At 47.2% G+C, this 16,665-nt stretch carries 18 protein-coding genes; 6 read left to right on the forward strand and 12 right to left on the reverse strand.

Annotated features, from left to right (window positions below; all coding sequences use genetic code 11):
• Positions 1-16: 16 nt before the first annotated feature.
• Positions 17-802, reverse strand: coding sequence for a class I SAM-dependent methyltransferase (locus tag MKY35_RS20385; RefSeq protein WP_342444681.1), 786 nt, complete (start codon positions 800-802; stop codon positions 17-19).
• Positions 803-1,056: 254 nt separating this feature from the next.
• On the opposite strand from MKY35_RS20385, the gene MKY35_RS20390 reads away from it, so the two are divergent.
• Positions 1,057-1,935 (forward strand): DUF72 domain-containing protein, encoded by an 879-nt coding sequence (locus tag MKY35_RS20390; protein ID WP_342444682.1) that lies wholly within the window; start codon positions 1,057-1,059, stop codon positions 1,933-1,935.
• Here MKY35_RS20390 and MKY35_RS20395 read toward each other — a convergent pair.
• Genes MKY35_RS20395 through MKY35_RS20415 form a run of 5 tightly spaced genes read right to left on the reverse strand, consistent with a single transcriptional unit; the run spans position 1,927 to position 6,960 of the window.
• Entirely contained in the window at positions 1,927-3,042 is a 1,116-nt protein-coding gene (locus MKY35_RS20395) for a glycosyltransferase family 2 protein (RefSeq protein ID WP_342444683.1), read from the reverse strand. The genes MKY35_RS20390 and MKY35_RS20395 overlap by 9 nt on opposite strands.
• Positions 3,039-3,914, reverse strand: a complete 876-nt coding sequence (locus tag MKY35_RS20400) for a methyltransferase domain-containing protein (protein ID WP_342444684.1) — start codon at positions 3,912-3,914, stop codon at positions 3,039-3,041. Before MKY35_RS20400 ends, MKY35_RS20395 begins: the two co-directional genes overlap by 4 nt.
• The gene (locus MKY35_RS20405) at positions 3,907-5,250 is read right to left on the reverse strand and encodes a nucleotide sugar dehydrogenase (protein ID WP_342446679.1); all 1,344 of its coding nucleotides are present in this window, start codon (positions 5,248-5,250) and stop codon (positions 3,907-3,909) included. Before MKY35_RS20405 ends, MKY35_RS20400 begins: the two co-directional genes overlap by 8 nt.
• A gap of 2 nt (positions 5,251-5,252) precedes the next feature.
• On the reverse strand, positions 5,253-6,233 hold the full coding sequence (locus MKY35_RS20410; protein ID WP_322252280.1) for a polysaccharide biosynthesis protein: 981 nt from the start codon (positions 6,231-6,233) through the stop codon (positions 5,253-5,255).
• A gap of 19 nt (positions 6,234-6,252) precedes the next feature.
• Positions 6,253-6,960 carry a glycosyltransferase family A protein gene (locus tag MKY35_RS20415; protein WP_342444685.1) on the reverse strand — a complete coding sequence of 236 codons (708 nt, stop codon included), beginning with the start codon at positions 6,958-6,960 and terminating at the stop codon, positions 6,253-6,255.
• 215 nt (positions 6,961-7,175) lie between these two features.
• Between MKY35_RS20415 and MKY35_RS20420 the strand changes: the two genes are divergently transcribed.
• Together MKY35_RS20420 and MKY35_RS20425 are read left to right on the forward strand one after the other, a co-directional pair.
• On the forward strand, positions 7,176-7,889 hold the full coding sequence (locus MKY35_RS20420) for a GT-D fold domain-containing glycosyltransferase (RefSeq protein ID WP_342444686.1): 714 nt from the start codon (positions 7,176-7,178) through the stop codon (positions 7,887-7,889).
• Between the two features lie 256 nt (positions 7,890-8,145).
• Positions 8,146-9,273: an SGNH/GDSL hydrolase family protein gene (locus MKY35_RS20425; protein WP_342444687.1), complete on the forward strand. Its 1,128-nt coding sequence runs from the start codon at positions 8,146-8,148 to the stop codon at positions 9,271-9,273.
• 219 nt (positions 9,274-9,492) lie between these two features.
• Here MKY35_RS20425 and MKY35_RS20430 read toward each other — a convergent pair whose 3' ends face one another.
• Positions 9,493-9,909 (reverse strand): hypothetical protein, encoded by a 417-nt coding sequence (locus MKY35_RS20430; RefSeq protein WP_342444688.1) that lies wholly within the window; start codon positions 9,907-9,909, stop codon positions 9,493-9,495.
• Positions 9,910-10,073: 164 nt separating this feature from the next.
• Between MKY35_RS20430 and MKY35_RS20435 the strand changes: the two genes are divergently transcribed.
• From MKY35_RS20435 to MKY35_RS20445, 3 genes are all read left to right on the forward strand, one after another.
• Complete coding sequence (locus tag MKY35_RS20435) at positions 10,074-12,044, forward strand: methyl-accepting chemotaxis protein (protein ID WP_342444689.1); 1,971 nt, start codon at positions 10,074-10,076, stop codon at positions 12,042-12,044.
• Positions 12,045-12,100: 56 nt separating this feature from the next.
• Positions 12,101-12,277, forward strand: a complete 177-nt coding sequence (locus tag MKY35_RS20440; RefSeq protein ID WP_023990044.1) for a YjfB family protein — start codon at positions 12,101-12,103, stop codon at positions 12,275-12,277.
• A 190-nt stretch (positions 12,278-12,467) separates the two neighbouring features.
• The gene (locus tag MKY35_RS20445; protein WP_069011023.1) at positions 12,468-13,823 is read left to right on the forward strand and encodes a dipeptidase; all 1,356 of its coding nucleotides are present in this window, start codon (positions 12,468-12,470) and stop codon (positions 13,821-13,823) included.
• A gap of 73 nt (positions 13,824-13,896) precedes the next feature.
• Here the strand turns inward: MKY35_RS20445 and MKY35_RS20450 are convergent, their stop codons facing one another.
• The 5 genes from MKY35_RS20450 to MKY35_RS20470 form a co-directional block, all read right to left on the reverse strand.
• The gene (locus MKY35_RS20450; RefSeq protein WP_342446680.1) at positions 13,897-14,283 is read right to left on the reverse strand and encodes a hypothetical protein; all 387 of its coding nucleotides are present in this window, start codon (positions 14,281-14,283) and stop codon (positions 13,897-13,899) included.
• 64 nt (positions 14,284-14,347) lie between these two features.
• Entirely contained in the window at positions 14,348-14,611 is a 264-nt protein-coding gene (locus MKY35_RS20455) for a hypothetical protein (protein ID WP_342444690.1), read from the reverse strand.
• A gap of 86 nt (positions 14,612-14,697) precedes the next feature.
• Positions 14,698-15,189, reverse strand: coding sequence for a hypothetical protein (locus tag MKY35_RS20460; protein WP_013311697.1), 492 nt, complete (start codon positions 15,187-15,189; stop codon positions 14,698-14,700).
• Between the two features lie 141 nt (positions 15,190-15,330).
• Entirely contained in the window at positions 15,331-15,813 is a 483-nt protein-coding gene (locus tag MKY35_RS20465) for a hypothetical protein (RefSeq protein ID WP_342444691.1), read from the reverse strand.
• A 429-nt stretch (positions 15,814-16,242) separates the two neighbouring features.
• On the reverse strand, positions 16,243-16,476 hold the full coding sequence (locus tag MKY35_RS20470) for a LuxR C-terminal-related transcriptional regulator (protein ID WP_028541512.1): 234 nt from the start codon (positions 16,474-16,476) through the stop codon (positions 16,243-16,245).
• Positions 16,477-16,665 lie beyond the last annotated feature (189 nt).

The raw sequence follows: 16,665 nt of genomic DNA on the forward strand, positions 1-16,665 counted from the left end.
CACCCGCCTTTCTGTTTCAAGCCCGCACGCCGACAAAAATCATTCGAGGCGAAGCATCTTCAATATATTGATCTTCATTATAGCTTCCGTGTACCTGCTCTACAGATAGTCCGGCTTGCTCTAGCAATCCACGAAACTTCTCATATGGATATAGCTTCACTCGTTCATGATACACGCGCGCAGGTTCTCCCTCAGTAGGAGTCGTGCCCAGAGCAGAGGCTGCCTCAGTGCCCGTAACGGATGCAGCTAACCGAATCGCAATTTGCTTTTTCACAAATCCATCTTCAATGACCCGATGCTCCTCAATCCAATTCCCTTCATCCTCCCGCGACGAATGCGGTACCAAATGAGCGGCTACGTAAGCAGGGTTCAAATAATCTATGATAAAGCGTCCTCCCGGCTTCAACAGCCGATATATTTCCTTTAGCACTTTAAGCTGCTCCTCATCCTGTTCAAAATAACCAAAGGAGGTGAACAAATTCATCACCGCGTCATAGCTTTCATCCAGCGGCACCTCTCTCATATCCCCTTGATGCCAACTTACCCGCCCTTCGGAATCAGCTGCACGAGCCTCTCTCAGCAGCACATTGGAAAGGTCCACACCTGTCACCTGATAACCTGCATCTGCGAGCGCAAGCGAATGACGTCCCATCCCACAGCATAAATCTAATACGCTGGAGCCTTGCGGTAATTTGAGCCAGGAGATCATTTTTTGCACTTCCTGATAGGCTCCCTGAAAGTCGCGATGCTTGTATACCAATAAATAATCTTCCCCAAAGCTTTGCTCGTACCATTCTGCCATATCGTTTCTCCTCCATGAACTCATTTCGCTCTATTACATACTATATTAGCTTTTTCAAACTGGAAACTCAAAAGCATTACGAATAAGGGTTTTGCAAAATCCTGAATAAGGAAACATGTTACAATAACCGTATTTGAGCTTAAATATTCATAGGAACTTCATACCAACTTCATGTGATTCACCCCATTTTATCATTAAAATGATTCATGGGAACGCCTTTAGAAGTTTTCATGAAGGAAAGGAGCGGGGAAATTATGATTCAAATTGGACTTACGGGTTGGGGCGATCACGATGACTTGTATCCAACGGGTACCAAAGCTAACCAAAAACTAAGTATCTATGGAAGCCATTTTCCGGTAGTAGAAATGGATAGCTCTTTCTATGCGGTGCAGCCCACAGATCGTATGGCACGCTGGGCGGCGGAAACCCCTGACTCTTTTTCATTTCTCGTCAAAGCCTACCAAGGCATGACTGGACATACCCGCGGCAAGCAGCCTTACTTCAAAACAATAGATGCCATGTACGAGGCACTGCATGCATCGATACAGCCCCTTCACGAAGCGGGCAAGCTCAAAGCCGTGCTGTTTCAGTACCCGCCCTGGTTCGACTGTACACGTGAGAATGTCGCTGTACTGCGAGACACGAAAAATAGGATGGGAGAGGTCCCATCCGTACTTGAATTCAGACATCAAAGCTGGTTCACACCCGATTTTCGGAAACAAACGCTGGCATTCATGCGTGAAGAAGGCTGGATACACAGCGTATGCGACGAGCCGCAGGCAGGACCAGGGTCGGTTCCCATTGTGCCGTTGGCTACAGACGGTAATCTGACAGTCGTACGTCTCCACGGGCGGAACATATCGGGCTGGAATCAAAGCTCTGCACCGAATTGGCGGGAGGTTCGTTATCTGTATCGGTACAATGAACAAGAGTTGACCGAATGGAGAGACAGGTTGCTGGAGCTGGAGCAGCAAAGCCGCGAGGTGTGTGTTATTTTCAACAACAACTCAGGTGGAGACGCCGCTGCTAATGCCAAGCAGCTCATGACCATGCTTGGCATGGACCCTAAACCTTTTCCCCCTCGCAAGCCACACGAAGAGGATAACGGGCCGGAACAGCTTGAACTATTTTGAGGAACGGGCTGAGGGTGGGGAGTTGGAAATAGCCTCCTTGAGCTTGCGTGCATTATCCAGTAAATGCGGGTCGTCAGGTAAATAGCGTAAAGCGGTTTGGTTATGCTCATACGAAGCGTCCAGCTGACCTACATGGGCAAAGCAATGGCTGAGCCGCACATGAGGTAACCAGGAGTAGCATGGTAGTGGAACAGGTCGCATACCCGGAAGGTGATGCTGTTGCTCCAATGCCTTTTCGTACCAGTACGCGGCAGTGCTCCATTCGTTTCTTGTGAAAAACCAGTCACCGATCATGCAACACAAATCTGATTGCGGCACACCGTATCGAAAGGAACGTAACAGACGATCCAGCTGTTGCTCCGGCTTCCCAAGGTGAAGATAGCATTCAGCCGACCGCGCACAAGCGGTAATCCGATCCTCACGGTAGCCGCTTGGCTCCTCCAACAGATGGTTGAACGCCTCTGCCGCCTCGGCATATTCTTTACGGTCAAAACATTCATTGGCGTGCAAATACAGCAGACGCCCCTCCAGCTTGCCGCTTTCGCTGATCCACCGGGCGAGAATACGTTGGTTACGGAGCGTATGGTCTTGCATTCGGCGGTGAGTTATTGCCACATCTGAATGAACGATTTGCCCCTGAGGTATCACCAGATCCTCATGCAGACGCCCTTCCCAGCGGTATTGTCGCTCACGCTTCACGAGACGGATACGGCGTGAGGTGAACAACAGTTCACCCTGCTCCCCCTCTGCCAAATGAAGTGGCATCACCACTGCGTCGATATCCTTAGACAAACGCTGCTTCAAGGCACGCAGGCGCTCACGATCCGGCTCCAGCAGCACATCGTCCGCATCCAGCCACATGACGTAGGAACACGTCGCCTTGTCAAACGATTCATTACGGGCGGCTGCAAAATCATCCCTCCATTCAAACGTATATAGCCGATCCGTATAGCGGGCCGCTATCGACTTCGTCTGATCCGTCGATCCCGTGTCCACAATGATGATTTCATCCATCAGGTCTGCGACCGAATCCAGACAGCGTGCCAGTGTCTGCTCCTCGTTTTTTACGATCATGCACAAGCTGATAGTCATTGGATGCTCAGTCATGACTTCACGTCATCCCCTTTACCTTTGGCTGATTCTCCCGTGGTTTTTCCGTTAGACTCGCCATCAGTATATGCACCTCTCCTTTCAGCCTGCGTCTTGTCTATCTGTTCGGCACGTGCATACCTTTGCAACGGCAAAAGTTGTTCCTCCATATGCCGGATTCGCTGTACCGCCTTGTCGAGTGCAGCCTTTCGCTGATTCATTTTGCGAACATGCTGCTGCTCCACCAGTCGAAACTGCTCCTCGTCCAGTTTCATCCACTCATTCAGATGCTCTACCTTTGGTTTGGCCTCACGCAGTTCTTTCGACTTCTTGCGGCCGGCAAAGCACAAATATTTGTGATGCACCTCCAGCGCTTGTTCATCAAAATAAGGATACAACACACGGGAGAGGCTCCCGGCATAGTAAGTCCGCTTGTGATCATGAAACGGATGGTATCCATAAGGTACAGATAAGACGAGCGTTCCCTTTTTATTCAACAAGCGATAAGCATGAGCCAGCAGAGTGTCGGGGTGCGCAAAATGTTCCAAAATCTCGCCTAAAATAATGGTGTCAAATCCACCGGGAGGGCGCTCAAATTGTGAAATGTCCTTTAGCTGAAAGTGGACTCTTCCCCGGACGGGTGCTGATTCCTGACGAAGTTCTTTTTTTGCATAAGAAATACTGTCCTCTTCCAAATCAATGGCCGTTACCTCAAAACCTTCCCGCGCAAGCAAAATGGAAGTTATGCCCTGACTGCACCCAACATCCAGCACCGTATGACCCTGTACATGGCGGCAAATCCAGTGAATTCTATTGCGGGTGGCTTCATGAGATTCCTCCGAATTAATCTGCCCGTAATAACGTTCGTTTACCTGATCACGGTTAGCCAACAGCGGCGCCCCCTCCGGGATGCCCCAAGATCACGACATGTCCACCTGTGCAATGTGCAGTCGCATTACGTGTATCGAAGACCAGCGGGGCATGGTCGACCAACTGTTGGTAGTTCACCACAGAATGATCTGTCGTAATGACTACGATATCTGCACTTTCCCATAGCTGGGCATTTGCCGTCCGAGATGAGATTTCTTCACCGTTCAGCTTAAAGCTCGATACGTACGGGTCGGTAAAGCTCACCGAAGCTCCCATTTTTATTAGATGTTCAAACAGGACAAGAGCCGGGGATTCGCGAACATCATCAATGTCCTTTTTGTAGGCCACACCTGCCAGAATGATGTTGGCTTTGTTTATGGCTTTGCCTTTCTGAGCAAGCATGGATTCAATTCGCTCTGCGATGTACAGCGGCATACGCCGATTCATGCGATCTGCCAAGTCCACGAATTCCAGTGGAAAACCATGCTGCTCGGATTTCCATGACAAGTATAGCGGATCAACCGGGATACAGTGCCCCCCGATGCCAGGTCCCGGATAAAAAGGCATATAGCCGAATGGCTTGGTGGCCGCTGCATCCAGTACCTCCCATATATTGATGCCAATTTTCTCACAGGCGGCTGTCAGCTCATTGACCATTCCAATGTTAACGCTGCGGAACGTATTCTCGAACAGCTTGGCGGCTTCCGCCACGGTCGTCGAGCTTACCGGAACGATCTGGTCCAAAAAGGACCCATAAAACCCTACTCCCACTGCCAGACAATCCGGCGTGCAACCGCCGATCACCTTGGGTGTGTTGCGAATGTTAAAATGGACGCTACCCGGATCCACACGTTCCGGCGAGAAGCACACATAGAAATCCTTACCTACCGTCCAGCCCCTGCGCTGCTCTATCACCGGTCGAATCAGTTCCTCGGTCGTTCCCGGATAGGTGGTGCTTTCCAGAATCAACAGTGTTTGTCTACGCAAATGAGGTATAGCCTGATCAATAGCCGTTTCGATATAGGACGTATCCGGCTGGTGTCCGTCCGTCAGCGGCGTAGGCACGCAGATCACGACGATATCCGCTTGCTCCAGTACCTTGATATCCGTAACCGGATGCAATTGCTGTCCAATCAGACCTTCTAATGCATCATCACTAATGTCTATGATGTACGACTTTCCTTGAAGCAGCTTGGCTACTTTGACGGGATCGGAATCCACACCATATACATCATAACCAGCCTTTGCCATTTCCACTGCCATGGGCAGCCCTACATAACCGAGGCCGATTACCGCAACCTTTATAGTTCCTTTAGTTATTTTTTCCATAAGCTGCAAAATACCCACCTCTTTCATCATTACTCCATGCCTCGCAGTAGCTCAGCAATTCCAGCGCGATCCATTAACTCATCGTCCGAGCGATATTGATCGAAGCTCACTCGTTCCAATCCACCGTATTGGCTCAGTAAGCGCTTGTCTGCTTGCTGGGGAAGAATAACAAAATAGCGATCATCATAGCGATACGTATGCGGCACCTCATAGGGCGAAATCAGCACCTCATGCAGCTTTTCTCCACCACGTATACCAATCTCCTTTACTTTCAACGCAGGCTGCCCCGCCTGTTCTTTCATCACTTCTGCTAGATCTGCAATATTGCAGCCCTTCATTTTCATCACTAGCGTCTCTCCCCCAACCGCCGTGACAGAAGCCTTCAGCAGCAAGCCAATCGCCTCTCCGAGCGTGAGGAAAAAGCGTGTCATATCTGGGCTCGTCAGCGTTAAATCCTGCCCATCCGCGATCTGGCGCTTGAACAGGGGCACGACACTTCCACTCGTCCCCAACACGTTGCCGCCGCGTATACACACAAAGCGAGTACGCTCACTTAAAGTGTTGGCGCGGATCATCAGTCTTTCACCTATCGCCTTCGTCATGCCATATACATTCACCGGATCTACCGCCTTGTCTGTAGAGACATCAATTACCTTGGCGACTCCCTGCTCAATGCTGGCCCGGATCACGTTTTCCGTACCGTGTACGTTCGTCTTGAAAGCCTCTTCTGGCTGTCTCTCACACACAGGGACATGCTTTAATGCCGCCAAATGGAATACATAGTCCACTCCGCGACATGCCTCCTGCAATGCCTGAAGATCTCGAATATCTCCAATCATGAAATTCAGGCGAGGATCCGATAGAAATTGCCGCTGCATGGCAATCTGTGCAAATTCACCGCGTGAGAAAATACGAATCTCCGCCGGGTCCTCCTTCAGTAATTCAGCGGTTAGGCGTTGCCCCCAAGATCCCGTTCCTCCGGTCACCAGCAGTTTTTTTCCTTTGAACAATATAATCTCCTCCTGACCGTTACGAATTGGCAATGCCTGTTCCCAGAAATTCTGCCAGCACAGCATTCATTTCATTCTCTGACAGCCGATCCTTCGCTGGCACTTTTTTCACCGAAGTATTGGCAGCATGAATGACGTTCACATAGTTGCGAAGTGGAATGACCTCATGCGGCAGCTCCGTTACATATCCGTGCGTACCCTTTCCAGGAATGACCACACGGTAATCATTCAGAAAATCTTCCACTTGATAGCGAAACACATAAAAAGAAGGCGAACGGTGAAACACCGGTGCCATCTGCCCCTCAACCGCATCCCACAGGTAACCCATCTGGTTCACCAGCGCAACCGTCTCCGGTTGAAACTTGTAATCATGCAACTGTTGTACAAAGGACTGGTGATACAAATCGTCGGAATCTATTCGAGCAATGAGCAGTTCGTCCGCACCTTCGATGTACGCATGGATACGACGTTTACTTTCGATGCTCGTACCAAAACGGATGTGGTCGGGAATGGGCTCATGTCGGGCCAGCTCCTCTTCCACGATGTCACTGCATCCGCCCGCCAGCTTGACGACAGATAGGAAATCCGCATTTGTCTGACTGAGTAAACTACGCAGCGTAAAGGTTCTGAATATATTCAGTCGCTCGCTGATCCACTCACGTGTCAGGCGGTTGGGATTCATCCCATAGTTATTAAAATTAATTTCAATTACAACCTTGCGATTCATTGATCTTCCTCCCTTTCAACCGTCTTCTCTCAAGTTATGAAGACGCTCCTGAAACGGCACGTACAGATACAACGAATCTTGTAAAAATAGGTAGAATCCAAAAAGAATAGCCGTTCATACAAAAACCTTTTCGCTTTCGACATATGATAGAATACAAAGTTTTTTACTCCATCTGAAAAGTTGAACAAGCAGGAACGACAGGGAGGAAACATGATATGACGAATCCAAAGTATCTGGAGATGGACGAGGTACTGAAGCATTTGAAGCTAGCACTCGATCAGCACCAGTCCTTTTCGCTCATTCGTATTGGAGATGGTGAAAATTTGGTGTTGGCGCAGGATACCGTCTGGCCGATGGAAAAGGTGTTACAGGAACGTTGGGCGGTCAAAGCTAATCTCGGTCAAAAGGGACTGTTTCTACCAAATACGGAACTACGGGACGCCGTGGCTGAGGCAGTGAGCAAAGCCAGCATTACTGGCATTTTGCCATATGATGACGAATCTATTAAAGCACCATCCTATATGAAGCGGGAGCTGACCGATCAGGTCTTTGCTCACTATGCTCTTTCCCCCCCGCTGACCTGCCACGCCTGCCTGAATCGGTATTTGGCTGGGACACCCGCTTTCTGGGACATGCTGAAAAATCGACGCATTCTGCTGGTCACCCGGACGGCCGCTGAAGTAAGGCCTGTTCTTGAGGCTGATCCGTACAAGCTGCATATTGCGCACACGCTGGCATTTCATCAATATGAACAAATGCCTGAAACACTCCAATGGATCGCAGCACACAAAGATGACTTTGACATTGCCCTGTTCTCTTGTGGTGTCAATGCAGTCGTGTTAGCACAAAAAACAGCAGAAATCACTGGCAAAGTAGGTATAGACTTCGGCAAGGCGACTAATATCGTCATGTTCGGCAAAGCTAATTAATAGATAAAATAATATTTGTGAAAAAATATACTTAGCAAGTAATCTTTGCTCCGTATATCGAAAAGGCACTAGCAATTTCAATTTTGCTGGTGCCTTTTTGATATCATATGTGGTTCTAAAGCGTGATCAAAAAGGATAATCCATATAAAGCTTTGAGCCCTTGCTTGTTTAGAAATAGAATTTGAGATTTCCTGTCACTTCTTTTACAATATTACAGAAACTAGCATTCATTAAAAACCATGAGGAGGGTGTTGAAATGTCACATAACAAGAAATTGAAGACATACCCACTTACAAAAGCAAAGCATATAAAGGTTCATGGTCGAACTACGCAAACACGTACACCGCTTACTCTATTTTGGACAGGCAGTGGCATTGAATTGAATATCAAAGGCTCAGAGCTGTGGATTGAAATTGAGGCCGATTACCAGGTGTATGAGCCCTGGATCAGTATTGTCATCAATGGTGTCCCGATGAGTCGCCTGATGGTGACTGCAGGACGGCATTGGATCTGTCTTTTGAGAGGGTTAAACCCTGATACAGTCAAAAATGTCCGTGTGGTCAAGGATGTCCAGCCTATGAGTTCGGACCCGCACTGCTTGTTGCAAATTCATGCCCTGAAGGTTGACGGAGAATTGCTACCGGTCACTGATAAGCCCCTCAAGGTGGAATTTATCGGTGACAGCATTACCTCAGGAGAAGGAACGATTGGAGCGAAGGACGAGACAGACTGGGTTCCCATGCTGTTCACAGCACTACGCAATTATACAGCCATAACAGCCGAAGCACTGAATGCGGACTACCGAGTGTTTTCACAAAGCGGCTGGGGTGTCCTAACGGGCTGGGATAATAATCCGGATACGAACATACCGGCATATTATGAACAGATATGTGGTGTGCTGACCGGTGAGAGAAATGAAGCATTAGGGGCATTTTCAGATCATGATTTTACCTCATGGCAGCCGGACGTGGTCGTAGTGAATTTGGGGACTAATGACGGGGGAGCCTTTTATTCTCCTGCATGGACGGACCCAGCAAGCGGTAAAGTGTACAAGCAACGCTTGAACGAGGACGGCACATTCAATGAAGAAGATTTACAAGCTTTTGAAAGCGCTATCGAATGTTTTCTTGTCAAGCTTCGGAATTGCAATCCTGCGGCTCATATTGTATGGGCCTATGGGATGCTGGGTACTCCTATGATGCCCTCAATCTACCGAGCAGTAGATGCATACAAGAAAAGAACGAGGGATGGGAATGTGTCTGTATTCCAACTGCCTAACACGACGGAAGAAACGATAGGGTCTCGCAGCCATCCCGGGCTCCCAGCCCATACCAAAGCGGCAGATGAGTTGACAGTGTATTTGCGAGAGATTCTTAAGAAATAGAATCCGAGAAGCACGATCAACTTTGTAGAACACGCTCATAAAGGAAATTACAACAACTAGGTCATTTGTGCTCTGGGTGTTGTTGATAATTATAGCCACGAGTCTGTAGCAGCTGTCTGTCTATGCTCGTGGCTAGTTAAGCTTCTGCGCAGCGGCCTATCCTAGGAGAACCACGAACAGGCAGCGAGTATTTACTAAAGAAATATTCACCTGATATATTTACAGAAACGGAGTCGAAGCGATGCCCGTGAATACCTCTGGACCATTACGAACAGTGGTCGAAACACCAGAAATATAAGAAGAATATACTGTTTGTATTGCCAATGGAGCGGATAGATCCTGTGCATTAAAAGCTTGCGTTTCATTAGATCCGGTCACGCCCAGTACCCCCTCGGCGCGGTAGACTACCTCGCTCGGATCATAGTCGGCTCCACGCACGATTTCAACTGCATACGTATCGCCAAGCTCACCGATTAGACCAATGGAACCACTAAAAGTCACAATCGGACCTGGCACAAGAAAGGTTCGCAGAGTAATCAAACCGAATCGCTCCGGTATATGACCCAGTTGAATATCGGGACCTTCACCTGTCTTTGATGAATTGGTGGAGCTTCTCATATCCAGAAAAAAACCCATACCTTATCCCTCCAAATTGCAAGATACTCCATGTTATGCAAGAAATTCTTTGGCGTATTGGACAAATTAGTAATAAATCTATCAATTCAGCTCAAAATAACCGATAGTAAATACATATGATATAAGCTTTAGAAATGAATATATAGATAGAAAGCAGGGGTTAGATGAAACGACTGAAAACATTAACACTACGCAAGAAATTGACCGCAGCATTCCTTCTGGTCATGCTTGTTCCTAGTATTATTGTAAGTTCTTTTTCTTATCAAGCAGCATATAACCAGACGGACCGCCAATTACTTGATAGTGCGACAACTAGCGTTACTGCATCCGATCGTGCAGTTACTCAAACGATTCAAGCCAAAATCGCGGATCTCGAATATTACTCTACAACGATGACGGCTAGTGATAACAGTGCTGAAGCAGATGATGCCATTCTAAAAAGATTACAAGTTTATTTGAAAATGCACGCGGAAGCTGTTGATATGTTTGTAGGAACCCCCGAAGGTAAGCTCATTATTGGCAAAGCCGTAGGCTCCACAAACGATCCTCGTGAGCGCCCGTGGTACAAACAGGCCCTGGAGAAACCCGGTCAAACCGTAATCAGCCCTGTTGGACTCAATACGGCTAAGATCCCCGTTGTGTATATTTCACGTACACTTCCCGACAACAGCGGTGTTCTCGGCCTTTCCCTGAACCTGAAAAATTTGAAAGAAATCACAAATTTAAAAATCGGACAAAATGGCTATATTATGATATTAGATGGTACCAAACGTATCGTTACCCACCCGACAGAAGTCAGCGGAAGTACCAAAATGGGAGAAACGATCCCCAAACTGTTTGACTCTAAGGAAGGCAGCTTTAATTACGATCTTAATGGCGTAGATAAACACCTGATTTTCAAAACCAATGCGCTGACAGGCTGGAAAATTGCCGGCACAATGGACAAAGCAGAAACCAGTGCCTCCGCCCAACCGATTCTTATCACGACGATCGTAGTGTTGGTGATTGCAGCTATCATCATTGGTGTGCTCGCAATGTGGCTAATCAGCAGTATACTTAAGCCTATCCAAAGATTGCGTAATTCTATGGATGCCATCAGCCAAGGTAATCTTTCGATTAACGTGGCTACGACCAGTGCAGATGAAATTGGTGAATTATCAAGATATTTTCAACAAATGGTAGATAACCTGCGTAACATGATTAGAGAAATTCAAGCGATGACTGGCAATTTGTCGGCATCCTCGCAAGAGCTTGCAGCAGGTGCAGAACAAACGACCCGGGCTATCGAGCATGTGACCATAGCCATTCAAGATGTGGCTGCTGGCAGCGAACGCCAAGTGGGCAGTGCTAAAGCTAATCAGACACGGGTTAGCGGCATGGCAACAGACATCACCGCTATGACCGAAACTATGGCTGAAATGACTACTTACTCCGCACAGGCCATTCAGGCGTCGGATGCAGGCAGTGAGCATATCGGCAACAGCGTCGTTTCCATTGATGGCATTCGCACTACCGTGGAAGAACTGGACACCATTATCGGTGCTTTGAATGATCGATCTGGACGAATCGGAACGATTGTTACTGTCATTACGGAAATTGCCAGCCAGACTAATCTGCTCGCATTGAACGCTTCTATTGAAGCGGCACGCGCAGGGGAGCATGGTAAAGGTTTTGCTGTCGTGGCCACAGAGGTCCGCAAGCTGGCTGAAAACTCAGCTCATTCCGCACAACAAATTCGTGAACAGATTCAAGGGATACAGAGCGGTGTATCTGAAGCCCTGACCGCTATGGAATCCGCCAAGGAACGCGTAAGCGAAGGTATCAATTCCATTGACCTATCCGGTCGCTCCTTCTCCCGCATCCGTAGAGCGGTAGCCAAATCAGCGAAGCAGCTGGATAACGTCGCAGCTTCTACCGCTGGAGTCGCAGATGGAACAAGTACAGTCGTCAGCAGCATGGAGGAAATTACACGCATCGCTGAAGAAGCGGCATCCCATACGGAGACCGTGTCCGCAGCCGCAGAGGAGCAGCTCGCCTCCATGGAAGAGATCGGTTCGTCTGCCGCAGATTTGACCCGTTTGGCAGAACAGCTTCAAGATTTACTGACACAATTCCAATTGGATGAAACAAAATAACCGTTCCAACCGATAAATATAGAGAAAGAGTCTTCACAATGAAGGAGGGTTGGAACATGGATATCGCAGCATTATCAACAGGTATGAGTCAGGCCAGCTTAGCCCAAGCCGTAAGTGTGAAGGTATTAAGTATGGCTAAAGATCAGGCTAGTGAACAAGGACAGGCCTTAGTGCAGATGATGGAAAAAAGCGTACAGCCTCATCTTGGCGGTCAACTGGACATTCGCGCGTAGATACATGCATATGCTTGGTTAAGGGCGATTCTACTCAGGTCTGGACAGACCCGGGTAGAATCGTTTTTTTATCTCCCAATTTTTCGTTCAGCACAAAACGTAGTAAACTAGACATATCGTCCACGACCTCGGTTCGGAGGATAGCGCAACATTCACACGATTTACATTGAAAAAGGAGGATACATAGTTTATGAGTTATTCTGAATATTTTAAAAAAGCCAGAGAGCAACAACTGGGCGAGTTACAGGAGTGGTTGTCCATTCCAAGTATCTCAGCATTATCGGAGCACAAAAAGGACATTAACCAAGCAGCTGATTGGCTGGCTGCCAAACTGACTGCTGCCGGTCTGGAAAACGTTGAGATCATTCCGACCAAAGGGCACCCGCTGGTATATGCGGATCATTTGCACGCACCTGGTAAACCAACGATCCTCGTGTATGGACACTATGATGTACAACCCGTAGACCCGCTTCACCTGTGGGAAACGCCACCGTTTGAGCCATCCATCCGTGATGGAAAATTGTATGCGCGCGGAGCGACAGATGATAAAGGACAGGTTTTCTTGCACATTAAGGCAGTTGAGGCCATTTTGAAGCAAGAAGGCAAATTGCCACTGAACATCAAATTCTGTATTGAAGGCGAAGAAGAAGTATCCAGTCCGAACTTGCTTGAGTTTTTGCAAACTAGAGCTGAACGTCTGGCAGCCGATGCTGTACTGGTGTCCGACACTTCCTTGATCGAAAAAGGAAAGCCTGCCATTTGCACAGGTTTGCGTGGACTATGTTCACTGGAAGTCGCCATTCACACGGCGAACACAGATCTACATTCCGGTTCTTTCGGTGGCGGCGTGCCGAATGCCCTGCATGCTCTGGTGTCCTTGCTGGCAACCCTGCATAATGACAAAGGCAGTGTAAGCGTCGAAGGATTCTACGATGATGTTGCTCCATTATCGGCAGAGATGAGAGAAGAATTCATGAAGCAAGGCTTCAATGAGAGCAAGCTGCAACAAGATCTTGCACTTGATTCCCTCTATGGTGAAGAAGGATTCAGCTTCGTTGAGCGTGTTGGGGCTCGTCCGACACTGGAACTGAACGGCGTATACGGCGGCTTCCAAGGGGAAGGTACGAAAACGGTCATTCCGAAAGAAGCTCACGCTAAAATTACGTGCCGCTTGGTGGCTAACCAGAATCCGCAAGACATTCTGGACAAAATCGAGCGCCATTTGCGCGCCCATGTTCAGGCAGGAGCTACCCTGGATATTCAACAGGGCGAAAAAGCGAACGCCTTTAACATCGACCCGTCACACGCGTTTCTGCAAGCGGCGGCCGATGCTTTTGAGAAGGTATACGGTGTGCGTGCCCTCTTTACCAAGGATGGGGGCTCCATCCCAATCGTGGAGACCTTCTCCCGTGTGCTGACTGCCCCAGTCGTGCTGATGGGTTTCGGCTTGCCAGATGAGAACCTGCATGCGCCCAACGAGCATTTCAACTTGGACAATTTTGACAAGGGTCTGCTGACGATTGTGGAGTTTTTGAAATCGGTGTAAGTAAACTAAAAAGCATTCACAGCATGGAACCATCCTTGCTTCGTGAATGCTTTTTTTTCGTTAGTTCTGTCGCTTAAGAAAAACGGGTATAGCGCAACAGATGAGCCAGCCGATTGAGCCGTTCTATCTCCCGATCCAACTCATGCAGCGGCTGTCCAGCCAAAGCAGCGTTTGCTCTCAGATCCCGTAGCGGGTTCATTTTCCGACCCATGAGTTTCAGCACCGTGGCCTTCCCCATGTTATTCACCACCACATATTGTGTTAGCGGGTCAAGCTCAATCCACAATACATGATGCTGTTGGAAAAACGACAATAGTTGCTTTTTTAACGCCTCCAGCTCAGAAAGGTCACCTGTGATTTGCGGATGATGATGAAAAGCCACATAGCCCATCACCCGCAGGTCACTTATGATTTGTTCCAAATGAAGCGTTTCGTGTATGTACACATTGTTCGTGCTCATGCGGTTTCTTGCACCATTCGTATGATCTTCCCGGATGACGTTCACCACCTGACTATCGTTTATATCAAGCTTTATCTTTCCCCTTTTCCAATAGCTGCACAAGCCAGCAACCTCCAAACCACAATGCTCCTACAGCAAAAAAAACGGTATACACCGTATATAACGTGGTCAGTTCAAACAAGCTATTGTACCGATTAACCAAGATCCCCCACAAGCATAGCAGAAAATTGCTACCATTTTGCTGATGAAAGCGATGCTTGTAGATCCGTTGAATCAAAACAGCCACAAATCCTATCAACAAAACGTGATTCAGCAAAATACTCCACATTTCCATAAGCCCCCTTTTTCACTATAGCGCAATGGCTTTGAAAAGTCAGGACGTACACAAACCTTGCGAACAAAAAAACAACCGGCTTATACGCCAGTTGTTTCCCGTTCCACAAAATACTTATTGGTCATATAATGGGCCTTACCTCTGGAAGTATCCACCATTCCCTTTTTGTTGTCGAGAAAAACAATCTCCCGGCATTTGGTGCAGTACCACTTGGTCCGCTTAAAGGGAGATTCTGTAACATACGATGTACCACATTTGCAATCTACTTTAATTAAAGTTTCTGTTGATTTGTAAGCCTGGGACAACTCTTTTAGGCCAGTATCCGGTTGTTGAATGGGGATAATAACCTCCTGATAGCTTGAATACTGATTATGCACTTTAAAATCAGCCACCAGTTCCGCATGCAGTCCAAAGTACTCTTTGCCAATCTCGGTTACAAATTTCTTACCGATTCTGTAACACTCAAGCCATTCCTGTATCTGTTGATTAGACAAAGGCACTGTGCCCTTGATACCACTATTTAATGTGTAAGTCATGATGTATAAAGTATCATCTTGTCTATGTCCGTACATGAGAAGCCTCCTTATAATACACTTGATAATGTACTACAAAGCGCAAAAAACATCAATTTTATTATTTGCCAAAAGACTTATATCATTTGGGTAGGCACACAAGAATTGTGAGTATATGGTTAGAAAGCAACTGACAATCTGTCAGTTGCTTTGTCTTTCCACATAGTATTTGTTGGTCATGTACCACGCCTTGCCTTTATCCGTATCCACCATGCCCTTTTTACGATCCAGGAACACAATGTTATTACACTCCTTGCATGACCACTTGGTTCTTTTATGCGGTGACTCTTCTATATAGGAAGCACCACATTTACATTCTACCTGAATTAATGTTTTATACTGGCTGTACGCCTCTACCAGTGGGTCCAGCTCTACAGCTTTGTGTTCCCTTACAGGCTGTATTATGAATATGTGTTCTCTCTGCTCCGAGTATTCATTATGTACCTTGAAATCTGCTACCAACTCAGGGTTTAAACCAAAATACTGTTTTCCCACAACCGTTACAAACTTGCTGCCAATTCGATATGCTTTGATCCATTCCTGCACCTGCTTACTGGTTAGGTCGACAGTTCCCTTTATACCGCTGTTCAGCGTATAAGTCATCAAGTGTTGGTTGGGTGTCATATGTCTTAACATTCACCTCCGATCAAGAATATACCACAGGTAGCTCTAGGCAAAAGCTACTTCCTGCTACCTGAAGCAACGAGCTTTTTCTGCCTTGTGATTCTTCTTCAATCCATCTTCCATCCTGTCGTCATGCTGAATACTGTTTTTGTAGGGATTTATATTCTTAGACTATCACCGAATGCATTTCTAGCCTTGTATAACTTTGTGGTAATTCTTCTGATTTGATCACTTCTGTTAGTTTACCATGATCTCCAATGGTAGTTTCTTCCTTCTATATATAGTACATCATTTACACGCAATTTCCCACATATTTCAGCGGTTTAATCGTTTTACTTTTTTATATACCACAAAACAAAAGCCTTCCCGACCACCCTTCATTGTCGAAGGATCATCGAGAAGACTTTGTACCCCGCAAGGAACGAGAGGTCAGATTTTTAATTCGCCAAGCCTGATTAATTCCACGACCGCCTGTGAACGACCTTTTACGTTCAGTTTCTGCATTACATTGGAAATATGGTTTCGGACCGTTTTTTCGCTAATAAATAGCTGTCCGGCGATGTCACGTGTTGTTTTGTCCTGCACGAGCAGTTCAAATACTTCACGTTCACGGTGAGTTAACAAAAACTTGTTTTTATGGTCGTTACCCTTCGTCAATTTCACCCCTCCTTGCTCGGGTTTTGTGTGGTGTAACAAGGTTAAGGGATACAGTCAACACATTTTATGTCATGCGCTTAGGTATGGTTCAATATGCGGATAAAAATGGGCATAGGCACCCTACTAACTCCCTTCGATGGAGGGTTGGACTCTGCGTCTAATTTATGTATTGACAGGCATATGGGTCAGCCTTAT

The sequence above is a fragment of the Paenibacillus sp. FSL L8-0638 genome, assembly GCF_038593075.1.
Classification (GTDB): Bacteria; Bacillota; Bacilli; order Paenibacillales; family Paenibacillaceae; genus Paenibacillus; species Paenibacillus polymyxa_D.

Coding starts and splice junctions, on each gene's coding strand:
- MKY35_RS20420 (WP_342444686.1), top strand. CDS start 7,176: ATGACGAATCCAAAGTATCTGGAGATGGACGAGGTACTGAAGCATTTG.
- MKY35_RS20395 (WP_342444683.1), bottom strand. CDS start 3,042: ATGACTGAGCATCCAATGACTATCAGCTTGTGCATGATCGTAAAAAAC.
- MKY35_RS20450 (WP_342446680.1), bottom strand. CDS start 14,283: ATGAGCACGAACAATGTGTACATACACGAAACGCTTCATTTGGAACAA.
- MKY35_RS20385 (WP_342444681.1), bottom strand. CDS start 802: ATGGCAGAATGGTACGAGCAAAGCTTTGGGGAAGATTATTTATTGGTA.
- MKY35_RS20430 (WP_342444688.1), bottom strand. CDS start 9,909: ATGGGTTTTTTTCTGGATATGAGAAGCTCCACCAATTCATCAAAGACA.
- MKY35_RS20445 (WP_069011023.1), top strand. CDS start 12,468: ATGAGTTATTCTGAATATTTTAAAAAAGCCAGAGAGCAACAACTGGGC.
- MKY35_RS20440 (WP_023990044.1), top strand. CDS start 12,101: ATGGATATCGCAGCATTATCAACAGGTATGAGTCAGGCCAGCTTAGCC.
- MKY35_RS20405 (WP_342446679.1), bottom strand. CDS start 5,250: ATGAAAGAGGTGGGTATTTTGCAGCTTATGGAAAAAATAACTAAAGGA.
- MKY35_RS20390 (WP_342444682.1), top strand. CDS start 1,057: ATGATTCAAATTGGACTTACGGGTTGGGGCGATCACGATGACTTGTAT.
- MKY35_RS20465 (WP_342444691.1), bottom strand. CDS start 15,813: ATGACACCCAACCAACACTTGATGACTTATACGCTGAACAGCGGTATA.
- MKY35_RS20455 (WP_342444690.1), bottom strand. CDS start 14,611: ATGTGGAGTATTTTGCTGAATCACGTTTTGTTGATAGGATTTGTGGCT.
- MKY35_RS20425 (WP_342444687.1), top strand. CDS start 8,146: ATGTCACATAACAAGAAATTGAAGACATACCCACTTACAAAAGCAAAG.
- MKY35_RS20415 (WP_342444685.1), bottom strand. CDS start 6,960: ATGAATCGCAAGGTTGTAATTGAAATTAATTTTAATAACTATGGGATG.
- MKY35_RS20460 (WP_013311697.1), bottom strand. CDS start 15,189: ATGTACGGACATAGACAAGATGATACTTTATACATCATGACTTACACA.
- MKY35_RS20435 (WP_342444689.1), top strand. CDS start 10,074: ATGAAACGACTGAAAACATTAACACTACGCAAGAAATTGACCGCAGCA.